General features: G+C 67.9%; 13 protein-coding genes. 9 read left to right on the top strand and 4 right to left on the bottom strand.

All coding sequences use genetic code 11. The features are described from left to right. Positions 1-58 precede the first annotated feature (58 nt). The 3 genes from AC07XB_RS15155 (at position 59) to uca (ending at position 6844) form a co-directional block, all read left to right on the top strand. Positions 59-1045, top strand: a complete 987-nt coding sequence (locus AC07XB_RS15155; RefSeq protein ID WP_492826924.1) for a LysR substrate-binding domain-containing protein — start codon at positions 59-61, stop codon at positions 1043-1045. A 332-nt stretch (positions 1046-1377) separates the two neighbouring features. Further along, positions 1378-3231: an allophanate hydrolase gene (atzF, locus tag AC07XB_RS15160; protein WP_492826926.1), complete on the top strand. Its 1854-nt coding sequence runs from the start codon at positions 1378-1380 to the stop codon at positions 3229-3231. A 13-nt stretch (positions 3232-3244) separates the two neighbouring features. After that, positions 3245-6844 (top strand): urea carboxylase, encoded by a 3600-nt coding sequence (gene uca / locus AC07XB_RS15165; protein ID WP_492826928.1) that lies wholly within the window; start codon positions 3245-3247, stop codon positions 6842-6844. A 17-nt stretch (positions 6845-6861) separates the two neighbouring features. On the opposite strand, the gene AC07XB_RS15170 is transcribed toward uca, so the two are convergent. After that, positions 6862-7710, bottom strand: coding sequence for a class I SAM-dependent methyltransferase (locus tag AC07XB_RS15170; RefSeq protein WP_492826930.1), 849 nt, complete (start codon positions 7708-7710; stop codon positions 6862-6864). A gap of 310 nt (positions 7711-8020) precedes the next feature. On the opposite strand from AC07XB_RS15170, the gene AC07XB_RS15175 reads away from it, so the two are divergent. From AC07XB_RS15175 to AC07XB_RS15200, 6 genes are all read left to right on the top strand, one after another. Next, positions 8021-8488: a rhodanese-like domain-containing protein gene (locus AC07XB_RS15175; RefSeq protein ID WP_441639719.1), complete on the top strand. Its 468-nt coding sequence runs from the start codon at positions 8021-8023 to the stop codon at positions 8486-8488. A 103-nt stretch (positions 8489-8591) separates the two neighbouring features. Then, entirely contained in the window at positions 8592-9545 is a 954-nt protein-coding gene (gene epsC, locus AC07XB_RS15180; protein ID WP_492372705.1) for a serine O-acetyltransferase EpsC, read from the top strand. After that, positions 9542-9802, top strand: a complete 261-nt coding sequence (locus AC07XB_RS15185) for a helix-turn-helix domain-containing protein (protein ID WP_150986150.1) — start codon at positions 9542-9544, stop codon at positions 9800-9802. Before epsC ends, AC07XB_RS15185 begins: the two co-directional genes overlap by 4 nt. A 176-nt stretch (positions 9803-9978) precedes the next feature. Further along, positions 9979-10911 carry a family 2A encapsulin nanocompartment shell protein gene (locus AC07XB_RS15190; protein WP_492372706.1) on the top strand — a complete coding sequence of 311 codons (933 nt, stop codon included), beginning with the start codon at positions 9979-9981 and terminating at the stop codon, positions 10909-10911. Next, positions 10886-12772 (top strand): family 2A encapsulin nanocompartment cargo protein cysteine desulfurase, encoded by a 1887-nt coding sequence (locus AC07XB_RS15195; protein WP_492372707.1) that lies wholly within the window; start codon positions 10886-10888, stop codon positions 12770-12772. The genes AC07XB_RS15190 and AC07XB_RS15195 overlap by 26 nt, the downstream gene beginning before the upstream one ends. Before the next feature lie 235 nt (positions 12773-13007). Continuing rightward, positions 13008-13778: a ferredoxin--NADP reductase gene (locus tag AC07XB_RS15200; RefSeq protein WP_174427668.1), complete on the top strand. Its 771-nt coding sequence runs from the start codon at positions 13008-13010 to the stop codon at positions 13776-13778. Positions 13779-13858: 80 nt separating this feature from the next. Here the strand turns inward: AC07XB_RS15200 and AC07XB_RS15205 are convergent, their stop codons facing one another. The 3 genes from AC07XB_RS15205 to AC07XB_RS15215 are packed head-to-tail and all read right to left on the bottom strand — an operon-like array spanning position 13859 to position 16765. After that, positions 13859-14032 (bottom strand): hypothetical protein, encoded by a 174-nt coding sequence (locus AC07XB_RS15205; protein WP_492826934.1) that lies wholly within the window; start codon positions 14030-14032, stop codon positions 13859-13861. A 58-nt stretch (positions 14033-14090) separates the two neighbouring features. Then, entirely contained in the window at positions 14091-15818 is a 1728-nt protein-coding gene (locus AC07XB_RS15210; RefSeq protein WP_492826936.1) for a dipeptide ABC transporter ATP-binding protein, read from the bottom strand. After that, positions 15815-16765 (bottom strand): ABC transporter permease, encoded by a 951-nt coding sequence (locus AC07XB_RS15215; protein ID WP_492826938.1) that lies wholly within the window; start codon positions 16763-16765, stop codon positions 15815-15817. The genes AC07XB_RS15210 and AC07XB_RS15215 overlap by 4 nt, the downstream gene beginning before the upstream one ends. Between the last annotated feature and the right edge of the window lie 6 nt (positions 16766-16771).

The raw sequence follows: 16771 nt of genomic DNA on the forward strand, positions 1-16771 counted from the left end.
ACAATCCAATCAATCATCGGAATGGCTTCATAACCTTAAAGTTAAGTAGAATCGCGCCATGCCCCAGATCGACCGCGCCCTGCGCTCCAATATCAAGCTACGCCACCTGCAGCTGGTGGTGGCGCTGGAGGAGTTTCGCCATCTCGGCCACACCGCCGAGTTCCTCTCCGTCAGCCAGCCAGCCGTCTCCAAGATGCTCACCGAGGTGGAGAAGACGCTGGGCCTGACGCTCTTCACGCGCTCCACGCGCGGCACCGAGCCTACGCCGGCCGGCGCGTCGCTGGTGCGTTTTGCCCGCTCGGTGCTGGCGCAATACGAGCGCACGCGCGACGAGATCGCCGCGGAAGCCAGCGGCGCCGCCGGGCGCACCCGGGTGGGATCGATGGGCGCGGCCCTGCCGGTGCTGCTGGCGCAAGCCATAGGCCTGCTCAAGCAGCGCTCGGCGCAGGCCACCGTGCTGGTGGAGGAGGGCGACCTGCCCCACCTGCTGCCCAAGCTGCGCATCAGCGAACTGGACCTGATCGTGGGGCGGCTGGAGCCTGGCTACGCCGCCCCGGACCTCATCACCGAGCCGCTCTATAACGAGCCGATGGTGGCGGTGGTGCGCAGCGGCCACGCGCTGGCAAGCAAGCGTGCACCGGGCTGGGCGGACCTGGCCGGCATGCCTTGCGTGGTGCCGCCGCCATGGGCCTCGCTACGGGTCAAGATCGAGCAGGAGTTCTATCGCTTTGGGTTGCAGCCACCAACCGACCTGATCGAGTCGTCGTCCTACCTTGGCATCACCACCTTCGTCTCCCAGCTAGATGCCGTGGGCTTCCTGGCCAGGTCGGTGGGGCAGCAGTTCGAGCGGGAAGGCCGCTTCCATATCCTGCCCATGGACATAGCGCTGGAGCTGCCGCCAGTGGGCGTGATCACGCTGCGCGAGGGGCGGCCCACGCCCAGCAGCATCCAACTGGTCGAATGCCTGCGGGCAGCGGCCGGGCAATTGGCCGCGCCGCCGGCCGGTGCGAAGAGGCCGGCGCGCGCGCCGCGGCGCACGAAATAGCCAGCCTGCCGCGATCAGCGCGGCCTGGCCAGCAGGTACTTCGCCAGCGCGTGAAACGCCGGGATAAACCAAGCGCTAGCGGAGCCGGCTCACGACGCACCACATTGCGGCTCGGTCGTTCCCACAGGCACTGTTTAGGTCCACGCAAGCCGCCCCATGGTGCGGCTTGCGCGGGTGCCCTGCATGCGTATTCGGCCCGCGAAGGCGCCCTGGTGACCAATCTCCCTGATATGTAAGAGGAATACATTTGAATACATTTTCCTTCTTACATGGCATGTCTCCTGCTTTGTTGGTCTGCAACGCCCTCATGTATACAACCCGGGATACAAGCGATGACCAGCAAGACGCCTCTGCGCCGATCCGCCGCCAGGCTTGGCAGTTGCCGAACGCTGCCTGACTGGCAACAGCTCTACAAGACGCGAGGCGCCTCGCCCGCGGACGCGCTGGCGCCGTTCCTGGACCTGGACGCAGCGGACCCGGCCTGGATCGCGCGGCTGGATGCGGCGCGGCTGCAGTCCCAGCTAGCTGCGCTGACCGCGCGCGTTGAAGAAGCGGGCGGCCAGCTCGATGCGTTTCCCCTCTACGGCGTGCCGTTCGTGGTGAAAGACAACATCGACGTGGCAGGGTGGCCCACCACGGCGGCGTGTCCTGCGTTTGCGTATGTGGCCGAGCGCGATGCCGGCGCGGTGGCGCGGCTGCGCGCGGCCGGGGCCATTGTGGTGGCCAAGGCTAACCTGGATCAGTTCGCCACGGGCCTCGTGGGCGTGCGTTCGCCTTACGGCGCGGTGCCCAACACCTTCGATGCGGCATATGTCAGCGGTGGCTCCAGTTCGGGCTCGGCGTCTTCGGTGGCGCGCGGCTGGGTGCCGTTCTCACTCGGGACCGATACGGCGGGCTCGGGGCGCATTCCCGCGGCATTCAACAATATCGTGGGCCTCAAGCCGACCCGGGGCTGGCTCTCCAGCGCCGGCGTGGTGCCGGCCTGCCGCACGCTGGACTGCGTCTGCGTGTTTGCGCTGACGGTCGACGATGCCGCGCTGGTGGCGGAGATCGCCGGCGGCTTCGACCACGACGATCCTTACTCGCGCACCTATCCGCAGAGCGCGCCTGCCGCGCTGGCGCCATCGCCCGTGCTGGGCATTCCCGATGCGCCGGCATTCTTTGGCGATACGCAGGCGCAGGCCAGTTTCGAGCAAGCGCTGACGGACTTGCAGGCCATGGGCGCCAAGCTGGTGCCGATTGATTTTTCGCCATTCGCCGAGTTGGCCGCACTGCTCTACCAGGGGCCATGGGTGGCCGAACGCTTCCTGGCGGTGAGCCAGCTTCACGCCAGCCAGCCGGAAGCCATCGATCCGGTCGTTCGCGTGATCGTGGAGGAAGCGGGCCGCTATAGCGCGATGGACGCGTTCAGCGCCGAGTACCGGCGCGCGGCGCTGACCCGCGCTATCCACCTGGCGCTGGCAACGGTCGATGCGCTGGTGGTGCCGAGCGCGCCGTCGATCTATACGCTGGCCGCGGTGCAGGACGATCCGATCCGCCTGAACGCGCGGCTTGGCACCTATACCAACTTCGCCAACCTGGCTGACCTGTCGGCGCTGGCGCTGCCGGCCGGTGCGCGCGAGGACGGCCTGCCTGCTGGCATCACGCTGATTGCCCCGGCCTGGGCAGACCGCGCGTTGGCCCGCTTTGGCCGGCAGTGGCAGGCGGCGCAAGCGTTGCCGCTGGGCGCCACCGGGCGGGCTTGTCCCGTTGGTGCGCAGCGCGCGACGCCGGTCACGCCGGGATCGGTGCGGCTGGCCGTGGTCGGCGCCCACCTTAGCGGCATGCCGCTTAACCATCAACTGCTCACGCGCCACGCGGCCTTTGTGGAGGCTTGCAACACGGCGCCGTGCTACCGGCTTTATGCGCTGGCGGACACGATCCCGCCCAAGCCCGGGCTGGTGCATATCGGCACAGGGCAGGGCGCGCCGATCGAAGTCGAGCTCTGGGATGTGCCACTGGCCAGCTTTGGCGCCTTCGTCGCGGAGATTCCCGCGCCCCTTGGCATCGGCAAGCTGCTGCTGGAAGACGGCCGGCAAGTTACCGGGTTCATCTGCGAACCCCGAGGCCTGGAAGGCGCCAGCGATATCACGGCATTTGGCGGCTGGCGCGCCTATCTCGCCAGCGCGGACGCCAACGCAACCTGACCCGGGAGCGCCGATGTTCCACACCGTACTGATCGCCAATCGTGGCGAGATCGCCGTGCGGGCCATTCGCACCCTGCGTGCGCTAGGTATCAAGAGCGTGGCCGTGTATTCGGATGCCGATCGCAATGCCGCGCATGCCCGGCTGGCCGATGTGGCCGTGCCGCTGGGTGGCGAGCGTGCGGCGGATAGCTACCTGGTGGCCGAGCGCGTGCTGCAAGCCGCGTTGGATACCGGCGCCCAAGCCGTTTTCCCCGGCTACGGCTTTCTGTCGGAGAGCGCGGCGTTTGCCGAGGCCTGCGAGGCGGCGGGCCTGGTGTTCATTGGCCCGACGCCGCACCAGCTCCGCGAGTTCGGGCTCAAGCACCGGGCGCGCGAGCTGGCCGCCGAAGCGGGGATACCGATGACGCCCGGCACCGGCCTGCTCTCCAGCGTGGAGCAAGCCCTGCGGGAGGCCGCGCGCATCGGCTATCCCGTCATGCTCAAGAGCACGGCCGGCGGGGGCGGTATCGGCCTGTCGCGCTGCGCTGATGACGCCGAGCTGAGCGCGGCCTTTGACAGCGTGCAGCGGCTGGGCGAGCAATTCTTCAAGGATGGCGGCGTCTTTATCGAGCGCTGCCTGGACCGCGCGCGGCATATCGAGGTGCAGATCTTTGGAGATGGCGCGGGCCGCGTGGTGGCGCTGGGCGAGCGGGATTGCTCCACGCAGCGCCGCAACCAGAAGGTGGTGGAGGAAACCCCGGCACCGCACCTGAGCGAGACCACACGCCACGCGCTGCATCGGGCCGCGATCCAGCTGGGCGAATCGGTGCGCTACCGCTCTGCCGGCACGGTGGAGTTCATCTACGACGTGGAGCGGGAGGATTTCTACTTCCTGGAGGTCAATACCCGGCTGCAGGTGGAGCATCCCGTGACCGAGCTGGTGACCGGGCTGGACCTGGTCGCGTGCATGCTGAAGGTGGCCGCGGGCGATGCGCTGGACTGGGATGCCATCTCCCGCCCGCCGCAGGGTGCGGCCATGGAGGTGCGGCTCTATGCGGAGGATCCGCTCAAGCAGTTCCAGCCCTCGCCGGGCACGTTGACCGAGGTGGCCTTTCCGGACGGCGTGCGCGTCGACGGCTGGGTCGAGACCGGCACGGAGGTGTCTGCCTTTTACGATCCGCTGCTGGCCAAGCTGATTGTCCACGGCCCCACCCGCGCTGCCGCGCGCGCAAGGCTCGCGGCAGCGCTGGCCGCCACGCGCCTGTGCGGCATCGCCACCAACCTGGACTACCTGCGCCAGATCGTCGACTCGCCCGAGTTCACCACGGGCCGCGCCTTCACGCGCATGCTCGACCGCTTTCCCTACGCGCCGGCAGTCATCGAGGTGCTGGAGCCAGGCACCTACACCAGCATCCAGGACGTGCCGGGCCGCACGGGCTACTGGCATATCGGCGTGCCGCCGTCCGGCCCGATGGACGACTACGCCTTCCGGCTGGCCAACCGCATCGTTGGCAATCATCCGGGCGCGGCCGGGCTGGAATGCACGCTGGTGGGGCCACGCCTACGTTTCCATGGCGCGGCCGTGGTGGCGCTGGCCGGCGCGCCTTGCACGGCAACACTCGACGGGATGAACGTCCCGTTCTGGGCGCCAATCAGCGTAGCCCCTGGGCAGGTCCTGGCGCTCGGCAAGGCCACGCAAGGCTGCCGCACCTACCTTGCCGTGCGCAATGGTTTCGATGTGCCGCGCTATCTGGGCAGCCGGTCCACCTTCGCGCTCGGGCAGTTCGGCGGGCATGCCGGCCGCACGCTGCGGTTGGGCGACATGCTCCCGCTTGGCCAGCCACATCTGGCTGCCAGCGGCATCGAGGCCCCGGTGACAGCGCCGCAGGCCGCACCCGCGGCACTGGTGCCGGCCTACGGCCAGCATTGGGAGATCGCGGTCCTGCATGGCCCGCATGGCGCTCCCGACTTCTTTACGCCGGCATCGATGGAGACTTTTTTCGCCACGGACTGGGAGGTGCACTACAACTCCAACCGCCTTGGCGTGCGCCTGCTCGGGCCCCGGCCCGAATGGGCGCGGCGCGACGGTGGCGAGGCGGGACTGCACCCATCCAACGTGCACGACTGCGAATACGCAATCGGCGCCATCAACTTCACCGGCGACTTCCCGGTGATCCTCACCAATGATGGCCCGAGCCTCGGCGGCTTTGTGTGTCCCGTCACGGTCGCCCAGGCCGAGCTGTGGAAGGTTGGCCAGGTCAAGCCAGGCGACCGGATCCGCTTCCGGCCGATCAGCTTCGATGCCGCGCGTGCCTTGCAGGCGGCGCAGGATCGGGACATTGCCGGGCTGCGGCAAATAACGCGTGCGCCGCCGCTGCCGGCGCCAGCGTGTTCCACCGCCATCCTTGCCGGGCGCGCGGCCAGCGGGCATCACCCGGCCATCGCCTACCGCCAGGCGGGCGATGGCTACTTGCTGCTGGAGTACGGCGAGAACGTGCTCGACATCGGCCTGCGGCTGCGGGTGTACCTCATGATGGAGGCGCTCAAGGCGCAGCCGATAGACGGCGTGCTGGAGCTATCGCCCGGCGTGCGCTCGCTGCAGGTGCGCTACGACGGCCAGCGCATCCATCAGGCGGCGTTGATCGAGGCGCTGCTCGCCATCGAGGCCGGCTTGCCGGACGTGGCCATGCTGAAGATCCCCACGCGCGTGGTGCACCTGCCGATGGCCTTCGAGGATGGCGCGACGCTGGATGCCGTGCAGCGCTACCGCGAGACGGTCTGCGCCGACGCGCCATGGCTGCCGAACAATGTCGACTTCATCCAGCGCATCAACGGCCTGGCGCATCGCGACGAGGTGCGGGACATTGCGTTCGCGGCGCGCTATCTGGTGCTGGGGCTGGGCGACGTCTACCTTGGCGCGCCTTGCGCTGTGCCGCTTGATCCGCGCCACCGGCTGCTCACCTCCAAGTACAGCCCCGCACGCACCTTCACCGCGGAAGGCACGGTCGGCATCGGCGGGGTCTATATGTGCATCTATGGCACGGACTCCCCGGGCGGTTATCAGCTGATCGGGCGCACACTGCCGATCTGGAACAAGTTCCTCAAGAACCCGGTGTTCGCGCCCGGCGCGCCGTGGCTGCTGCGCTTCTTTGACCAGGTGCAGTTCTACCCCGTGTCGGAGGCGGAGCTGGACCGGTTGCGGGAGGATTTTCGCGAAGGACGCGCCACGGTGCGCATCGAGCACGATGTCTTCGACTTTGCCGCGTACCGCCAGTCGCTCGTGGACAGCGCGCACAGCATTGCTGCCTTCCAGGCGCGGCAGCAGGCGGCCTTCAGCGCGGAGGTGGCGCACTGGAAAGCCCATGAGGCCAACGCCGCGCCCATCGAAGTGCCGGCCGCCTTGCGCCATGACGAGCACGACGGCCATGCCGTGATGGCGGAGATGAGCGGCAGCGTGTGGAAGGTGCTGGTGCAGCCCGGCGAGCAGGTGCGGGCCGGGCAGCCGCTGCTGGTGGTCGAGGCCATGAAGATGGAGCTGACCGTGCTGGCCCCGGTGGCGGGCACGCTGCTGGCCATGCGCTGCCGCGCGGGCTCGGCGATCAAGGTGGGCGACCGCCTGGCGTCGATCGCCTGACAAGCGTGGAGCGTGCCTCAGCGCGGCTTGATGAACTTCAGCGTCATGCGGTCCGATTCGCCGATGGCCATGAAGCTCGCACGGTCGCGCTCGCCGCCGCGTAACGTCGGCGGCAACGACCACACGCCATCGGGATGGTCGTGGGTGTCGCGGGGGTTGGCATTGATCTCGCTGCGCCCGGCAAGCGCAAAGCCGGCCGCGCGGGCGTGGTCGATGACGTAGTCTTCGGTGACGTAGCCGGTGGCGATCATCTGCTCCAGCGAGGTGCCGGGCGTGGCCCGGTGCTCCTCCACGCCTAGCACGCCGCCGGGTTTGAGCACGGCGTAGAAGGCGCGCAGGCTGTCGTCCAGGTGGCCGTCCTTGATCCAGTTGTGGATGTTGCGAAAGGTCAGCACCAGGTCGGCGCCGCCCGGCGGGGCGATATCGGTAAAGGCGCGCACCGGCAGCGTGCCGACCGTGACCTTGCCGTAGTTGCCCGGATCCTGCGCCAGTTTCTTCTCGAAGTTCGCCCTTGAACGCTTGCCTTGCTCGCTGGCATCCGCGGCGCTCGCATCGTAGTGCGCGGCGTATAGCTTGCCATGGTCGCGCAGCACCGGCGCCAGGATCTCCGTGTACCAGCCGCCGCCCGGCGCAATCTCGATCACTGCCTGGTCCGGCTGCAAGCCGAAGAACCGTAGCGTTTGCAGCGGATGGCGGTACACGTCGCGGGCCTTGTTGGCGGCACTGCGCTGCGGACCGGCGATGGCGGCGGCGAGGGCATCGTCTCCTGCGGCCGGCGCGGCGCCGGCCGCGCCGGCCAACATGCCGGCGCCGGCCAGCAGCAGGGCGTGCCGCACGAAACGGCGCCGGGCAGGGGAGGGAGTCATGGCATTCCTTGCTGAAGGTGAGTGGTGAACGGTGAACGGTGCGCGGTGAACTGTGGTTATCCATAGCCGCCCCTGAATCTGGACGCAGCCAGGCAGGTTTGTCAAGCAGGCTCATGCCTTTCCCGCGTTGGCCGGCGGCGCCCTCAAGGAAGCGTCTTAGGAAATGCGTTTTTATTCGTTCTCAATCCAGCAGCGTCATTTCATAGTTGAGCCGTGATGGCTATAGGCGGTTGCCGTCAACGACAAAGCGTGCATCGGGCAGGCCCGGCTTAGCCCGCACGCGGACAACATGCTGCAAGGAGAGCGTTTCATGACAGTCGCATTGGAAGACAAGATCAAGCATCCCGTGCTGGAAGCCGCGCGCGGCGTGGCACGTTCCTCCGGCCTGCCCTATGCCGGCCGCGTGACGCCGCAGCAGGCCTGGGCGCTGTTCAGCGCCGGCGATGCGGTGCTGGTCGATGTACGCACGGCGGAAGAGCGCAAGTTCGTCGGCTATGTGCCCGATACCCTGCACGTGCCCTGGGCCACCGGCACCAGCCTGACCCGCAACCCGCGCTTTGCGCGCGAGCTGGAAGCCAAGACCGGCAGGCACGCCGTGGTGCTGCTGCTGTGCCGCAGCGGCAACCGCTCCGCGCTGGCTGCCGAAGCCGCCACCAAGGCGGGGATCGCGCATGTGTTCAACGTGCTCGAAGGCTTCGAAGGCGAGATCGACGAGCGGCAACGGCGCGGCAAGAGCGGCGGCTGGCGCTTTCACGATCTGCCGTGGATCCAGGACTGAGCCGCGGCTGGCGCAAGCAATCAATCGATAGAGATCCACAAGCATGGCGATCAACTAGCCGCGCGAACCATCGCGCGGACAACGCAGAACGGGGAGTACCACAGTGGCTGACTTCGAGATCGGCGAGATCGTGCTCGCCCTGCAGCAGGTGCGCCAGCAATGGAGAGAAGGCCAGCAACGCTTGCTGGAGCCGGGCGGGCGCGACCTGCCTTCGCGCGATGCGCTGGCGCAGGTGGTCGCCACCCTCAAGGGGGTGCTGTTTCCCATGCGGCTGGGGCCGCCCGATTTGCGCCAGGAAAGCGAGAACCTCTATATCGCGCATTCATTGGACGCGGCGCTGCACGGGCTGCTGGCCCAGGCAAGGCTGGAGTTCCACTACGCCGCACGCCATGCCGAACGCGATGAAGCCGCGCTGAGGACGCGCGCGCTGACGGCCGTGCGCGAGTTCGCCGCCGAGTTGCCGCGCATCCGCGGCCTGCTCGACAGCGACGTGCTCGCCGCCTTCCATGGCGACCCCGCGGCCGGCAGCGTGGATGAAGTCCTGCTCTGCTATCCCGGCATCCTGGCGATGATCCATCACCGCATCGCCCACGCGCTCTATGGCCTCGGGCTGCCGCTGCTGGCGCGCATCGTGGCGGAGCTGGCGCATGCGGAGACTGGCATCGACATCCATCCCGGCGCGCAGATCGGCGGCGGCTTCTTTATCGATCACGGCACGGGCGTGGTAATTGGCGAGACCACCATCATCGGCGAGCGCGTGCGGCTGTACCAGGCGGTGACGCTCGGCGCCAAGCGCTTTCCGCGCGACGCCACGGGCAAGCTGGAGAAGGGCCTGCTGCGGCACCCCATCGTCGAGGACGATGTGGTGATCTACGCCGGCGCCACCATCCTTGGCCGCGTCACGCTGGGCCGCGGCGCGGTGATCGGCGGCAATGTGTGGGTCACGCAGGATGTTGCCGCCGGCGCCCATGTGACGCAGGCCGTATCGCGCAACGAGACCGCCAGGGTGCCGGGCGCAGGCGAGCTGGCGCGCGTGATCGAGGCGAGCTTGCCATGACGGACCTGGTGCGGACTTTGGGCGCCACCGTGCGCCAGTTGCGCGAGGCGCATGCGTGGTCGCAGGAAGAGCTTGCCGAGCACGCGGGCATGAATCGCTCGTATATCGGCGAGATCGAGCGCGGCAGCGCGATTGCCTCGATCGTCACGGTGGAAAAGCTGGCCGTGGCGCTGGGCGTGCCGATCTCGTGGCTGCTCGGATCGGGCGCCGCACACGTCTCGCTGCGTGATGCGCAGGTGGTAGGCACGCGGTCTTAGCCACCGCCGCGGATCGCCACGAACCACGCGCAGATCCACGCGCAAATCCATGCGCATTGCCGTCTATAGCATGTTGAACGGGCCGGGCCGTCTCCCGATAATCGCTGCGGTAATAACGATTCTTGTTTTTCTCATATAGCCATCAGCCATCAGCTCACAGCTAAACGGAGTAGCACATGTCGGTAAACGGGAGCGGCCAGACGGCGCTCGGCGATAACGCAGCACGGCAACTAGCCAATGCCACCAAGACCATCCCCCAGCTCGCGACCATCACGCCGCGCTGGCTGACGCATTTCCTGCAGTGGGTGCCGGTGGAAGCCGGTATTTACCGCCTCAACAAGGTGCAGGACCCCGAGTCCGTCAAGGTTGCTTGCACCCAGCGCGACGACGAAGGCAAGCTGCCGCGCACCTTTGTCAACTACGAAGAGCAGCCGCGCGAGTATTTCCTGAACGCGGTCAGCACGGTGCTGGACGTGCATACCCGCGTCTCGGACCTCTACAGCAGCCCGCACGACCAGATCAAGGAACAGCTGCGTCTCACCATCGAGACCATCAAGGAGCACCAGGAAGGCGAACTGATCAACAACCCGGACTACGGCCTGCTGGCCAACGTGGCCGAAGATCAGCGCGTATTTCCGCTGACCGGCGCGCCCACGCCGGACGACATGGACGAGTTGCTGAGCAAGGTGTGGAAGGAGCCCGCGTTCTTCCTGACCCACCCGCTGGCGATCGCCGCTTTTGGCCGCGAATGCACGCGCCGTGGCGTGCCGCCGCCGACCGTCAGCCTGTTCGGCTCGCAGTTCATCACCTGGCGCGGCATTCCGTTGATCCCGTCGGACAAGGTGCCGGTGGCTGATGGCAAGAGCAAGATCCTGCTGCTGCGCGTGGGCGACAAGCGCCAGGGCGTGGTCGGCCTGTTCCAGCCGGGCGTGGCGGGCGAGCAGGGCCCGGGCCTGTCGGTGCGCTTCATGGGCATCAACGACCAGGCTATCGCTTCGTACCTGATCTCGCTGTACTGCTCGCTGGCCGTGCACGCGCCGGATGCGCTGGCGGTTCTCGATGACGTGGAGATCGGCAAGTACCATGACTATCCTGACACCTACAAGTAATCCGGTGAATCCGCCGAATCCGCCGGCCGGCCCGTCGGCCGCGCTGCCGGGCGCGCCTTCGGTGCCGCCCGGCCTGCCGGATCCGGCGGTGCTGGCGCGCCTGGCGGGGGCGTTTTTCTCGGCCCTGCCGGGGACATCGCCGGCTGCCGCGCAGTCGCTGCCCGTGGTAAACAACCCGGCGCCGCCTGGCTCGCCCGTGGCGGGTCCTGGCGGCACGGGCACCGGCGTGCCGGGTGCGGCGATCCCGCAGGGCCACGTGCCCGGCGCCAACCTGCTGCCCGCCGCGCCGACCCATGTGCTCTCGCTGGCTAATCGCGCGCCGGCCTTGCGGCCGGCCTCGGTGGCGCAGAATGGCCTGCCCGACACGGTCGCCACGGTGGCGCCCGCGGTGGAAAGCCGCTTCGGCGGCCAGGCGCTGGGCGTGCCGCATGCGGCGGCGCCATCGCCGCAGTCCTCGGCCGCGCCTGCCTACTACTTCCTGGAGGGCGCGGGCCGCGACCTGCATGGCGGCGCGTCGAGCCTGCGCGAGATCGCCGCGTTCGGCGATCCGCTCTCGCTGCATCTGCCGCAGCAAGGGGCGGGCGCTTACGGCTATGGGCGCGAGCAAGAGCGGACGCTGCCGTGGGCATCGTCTTCGGCGCGCGTGCCGTTCGACGTCAACGCGATTCGCCGCGATTTCCCGATCCTGCAGGAGCGCGTCAACGGCCGCCAGCTGGTGTGGTTCGACAACGCCGCCACCACGCACAAGCCGCAGTCGGTGATCGACCGCATCTCGTACTTCTACGCGCACGAGAACTCCAACATCCACCGCGCCGCCCATGCACTGGCAGGGCGCGCCACGGATGCCTACGAGGCCGGGCGCAGCAAGGTGCAGCGTTTTATCGGCGCATCCTCGCCCGACGAGATCATCTTCGTGCGCGGCACCACCGAGGCCATCAACCTGATCGCCAAGACCTGGGGCGTGCAGAACGTGGGCGAGGGCGACGAGATCATCGTCTCGCACCTGGAGCATCACGCCAATATCGTGCCGTGGCAGCAGCTCGCCGCGCAGACCGGGGCCAGGCTGCGGGTGATTCCGGTGGACGATTCCGGGCAGGTGCTGCTGGATGAGTACCGCCGGCTGCTCAACGACCGCACCAGGATCGTGTCCGTGACGCAGGTCTCGAATGCGCTGGGCACCGTGGTGCCGGTCAAGGAGATCGTCGACCTGGCTCACCGTGCCGGCGCCCGCGCGCTGGTCGACGGCGCGCAGTCGGTCTCGCACATGCGGGTGGACGTGCAGGCCATCGATGCGGATTTTTTCGTGTTCTCGGGCCACAAGGTGTTCGGGCCCACCGGCATCGGCGTGGTCTACGGCAAGCGCGAGCTGCTGGAGGCCATGCCGCCCTGGCAAGGCGGCGGCAACATGATTGCCGACGTGACCTTCGAGCGCACCGTGTTCCAGCCGCCGCCCAACCGCTTCGAGGCGGGCACCGGCAACATCGCCGATGCGGTGGGGCTGGGCGCCGCGCTGGACTACGTGGAGCGGGTAGGCATCGAGAACATCGCCCGCTACGAGCACGACCTGCTGGAGTACGCCACCCACCTGCTGCAGCCCATCCCGGGCGTGCGGCTGGTAGGCACGGCGCGCGACAAGGCCAGCGTGCTGTCCTTCGTGCTCAAGGGCTATGAGACCGAGGAAGTGGGCCGCGCGCTCAACGAGGAAGGCATCGCCGTGCGCTCCGGGCATCACTGCGCCCAGCCCATCCTGCGCCGCTTTGGCGTGGAGGCCACGGTGCGGCCGTCGCTGGCCTTCTACAACACCACGGACGAGGTGGACCGGCTGATCTCGGTGGTCAGGCGGCTTTCGGGGCGCCGTTGAGCCTGAAAACGCAGGGCGTGGGGCTTATAACCCCCCTGAAACTGCATGAATCGGGACGCGCCCTGCGTTTTCTTCTAAAATCCGCTATCTTCTCACCTTGATCGGCGCGCCTTCCAGCCTTCGGACCGGAGCCCGCCTTGTTGAACGCAACCGGCAAGCTACCGCCAAGCCTTTGGTATCAGGCCACAACAGGCCATCGACGCCGGCGCCATCCAGCGCATATAGCGCCTTATTCATGAGCAATCTCAACCAGCAAGCCATCCTCTCCGTCCACCACTGGACCGACACGCTCTTCAGCTTCACCTGCACCCGCGACCCCGGTTTCCGCTTCGAAAACGGCCAGTTCGCCATGGTCGGTCTGGAAGTGAACGGTCGTCCGCTTCTGCGTGCCTACAGCATCGCCAGTGCCAACTACGAGGAAACGCTGGAGTTCTTCAGCATCAAGGTGCCGGACGGCCCCCTGACGTCGCGCCTGCAGCACCTGAAGGAAGGCGACCAGATCTTCGTCGGCAAGAAGCCCACCGGCACGCTGCTGGTCGACAACCTGCTGCCCGGCAAGACCCTGTGGCTGCTGGCCACCGGCACCGGCCTGGCCCCGTTCCTGTCGATCATCCGCGATCCGGAAGTGTACGAGCGCTATGACAAGGTCGTGCTGACCCACACCTGCCGCTTCGTCGAGGAACTGGCCTACCGCGAGCTGATCCAGGAACACCTGCCGCAGCACGAACACCTGGGCGAGCTGATCCGCGAAAAGCTGGTCTATTTCCCCACCGTGACCCGCGAAGAGTTCGACAACCAGGGCCGCATCACCGACCTGATCGCCAACGGCGAGCTGTTCGAGCGCCTGGGCGTGGAGCCGTTCTCGCTGGAGAACGACCGCATCATGCTGTGCGGCAGCCCGGACATGCTCAAGGACATCCGCGCGATGCTGACCGAGCAGCACTTCACGGAAGGTAACATGAGCGAGCCTGGCCATTTTGTGCTTGAAAAGGCATTTGTTGGCTAAGCGTACCGGCCACTGAAGGCCATTGCGTCATGACGATCGCCGGGGTTCCCCGGTGATCGCTCAATCCCGCTGGCGGGACATCATTGCTGGCGGGACATCACCCAGAAGTGAATCCCCAGGGTGGTCAGGAAGACACCCCCCAGCTGTATCCACGCCAGTTCCGTCCCCAGCGACAGATAGAGCCCGGCAGCGCCGGCGGCCGTGCCCGCACGCCCGTGCCATTTGCGCGTACTGCCATGGTTCTCTTGCGTCATGCTTGCGTTCCTTCGCTGACGAGTGCCACTCACCAAGTGCGCCTCCACTAAGCCTCCACTAAGCCACCGCCACCACCGGCAACCCCCGTACCCGCCCCACATCCGGCACCGCAGCCATCAGCGTGCGCGTATAGCCATGCCGGGGTGCGGCAAAGACCGCATCCGCTGGCCCGACTTCGACCAATTGCCCGCGCTGCATCACGCCCACCTGGTCGCATAGCTGGCGGATCACCGCCAGGTTGTGGCTGATCAGCAGGTAGGTCAGGCCGAATTCGTCCTGCAGGTCGCGCATCAGGTTGAGTACCTGGGCTTGCACCGAGACGTCCAGCGATGACGTGGGCTCGTCGCAGATCAGGAAGTCGGGGTGGCTGACCAGGGCGCGGGCGATGGCGATGCGCTGGCGCTGGCCGCCGGAGAACTGGTGCGGATAGCGCCGGCCGGCGTCCGGCGACATGCGCACGCGGCGCAGTGCCTGCGCCACGCGTTCCGCGGTGTCTTCCGGGCTCTTGCTGAGTCCCAGCGCTTGCAGCGGCTCGGCAATGAGGCGGTCGATGCGCCAGCGCGGGTTGAGGCTGGCGTACGGGTCCTGGAAGATCATCTGGAAACGCCCGGGCAGGGTGGCCGCGGCTTGGCGGTCCGCCCAGCGGTCCACGCCGTCGATCACGATGCGTCCGGCGCCGGGCCGGGTCAGGCCGGCAATCATGCGCGCCACGGTGGACTTGCCCGAGCCGGATTCGCCCACCAGCCCGAAGGTGGTGCCGCGCGGGATAGCGAAGCTGACGTCGCGCACCGCGTGCAGCACCTTGCGCGGCTGGCGCGCGAGGGTGCGCAGCAGCCAGCCGGCGGAGAGATCGAAGTCGCGCGACAGGCCGTGCACCTGCACCAGTGGCGCGGTGTCTTGCCTGGCCTCGGGGCGGGATGCCTGCGCTGGCAGCGGCGCCACGGCGCCTTCGTCCGGCACCGGCAGGCGGTGCAGCCGCTGGTGCACGGAGGGAATGGCGGCCATCAGCGTGCGCGTGTAAGCCGCGCGGGGGTGGTCGAGGATGTCGCGTACCGCCCCGGTTTCCAGCGCGCGGCCTTGGTACATCACCAGGACGCGGTCGGCGGCCCCGGCGATCACGCCCATGTCGTGGGTGATCAGCATGGCGGCGGTGCCGCGCTCGCGGCAGACGCGGCGCAGCACCTGGATCACCTGCGCCTGCACGACCACATCGAGCGCGGTGGTCGGCTCGTCGGCAATCAGCAGTTCGGGCTCGCCGCACAGCGCCAGCGCAATGGCCACGCGCTGGCGCATGCCGCCGGAGAACTGGTGCGGGTACTGGTTGAAGCGCGTGGCGGGGTCGGGGATTTCCACGTCCGCGAGCCATGCCAGCGCGCGCTGGCGTGCCTGCGCGGGCGATAGCGGCAGGTGGGTGCGGATGGTCTCGGTGAGATGGTGGCCGATGGTGCAGACCGGGTTGAGGCTGGTCAGCGGGTCCTGGAACACCATGCCGATGTGCTTGCCCCGAACGCGGCGCATGTCTTCGCCGCGCAAGGTGTCGATGCGTTCCCCGCGCAACGTCACGCTGCCGGCACTGATGCGCCCGGGCGGCTCGATCAGGCCGGTGACGGCATTGCCGGTCATCGATTTGCCCGCGCCGGATTCGCCCACCACACCCAGGATCTCGCCGGGTGCGATCTCGAAGGACACGTCGTCGAGCACGTTCACCGTGCCACGATAGGTGTCGAACGCCACGGACAGGCCGCGCACGCTCAGGACGGGCTGGTTCACAGGCATCTTGGTCATTGGAGCTTGGGGTTGAGTGCGTCGCGTAGCCAGTCGCCCGCGAGGTTGACCGAGAGCGCCAGCGCCAGCAGCACCAGCGCGGGCAATAGCAGGATCCACCACTCGCCGGAGAACAGGAAACCCTGGCCAACGCGGATCAGCGTGCCCAGCGAGGGCTGGGTGGGCGGCAGGCCCACGCCCAGATAGGACAGCGTGGACTCTGCCACCACCGCCAGCGCAAAGCTGATGGTGCCGATCACCAGCACCGGCGCCAGCAGGTTGGGCAGGATATGGCGCAGCAGGATCGCCGTGCGCGAGCGCCCGATGATGCGGGCCGCCAGCACGTAATCCTTGTGCTTTTCCACCATCACCGCGCCGCGCACGGTACGCGCGTATTGCACCCATTCCGACAGGCCGATGGCAGTCACGATCACGTAGAGCGCCATCTCGTCGCGGTAGCCAGCGGGCAGGATGCCGCGTGCGATGCCAAAGATCAGCAGCGCCACCAGCAGCACGGGAAAGGTGAGCTGGACATCGGCCAGGCGCATCACCACGGTATCGAACCAGCCGCCGGCATAGCCGGCCACCAGGCCAAGCGTGACGCCGATGGCCAGCGACAGCGCGACCGCCGCCGCGCCCACCAGCAGGGACATGCGCAAGCCGTAGAGGATGGCGGAGAAAATGTCGCGCCCCTGGTCGTCGCTGCCGAGTGGATAGAAGGTGCCGGACGCGCCATGCTGCCAAGGTGGCGTGAAGGCATCGAGCAACTCCAGCCCGGCGGGATCGAAGGGGTTCTGCCGCGCCAGCCAGGGCGCGAACAGGGCGGCGAGCACCAGCAGCGCCAGCAGCAGCACGGTAAATTGCGTGGTACGCGAGCGCGCCAGCGCCCGCACCACGGGCGACTCGGCATTGCGCCAGCGGGCTTGCGCCGGGGCGGCAGGAGCGGGGGCGTTTTGCATTGAGGTCATGGAGAG

Source organism: Cupriavidus sp. GW821-FHT02F09 (genome assembly GCF_059421605.1).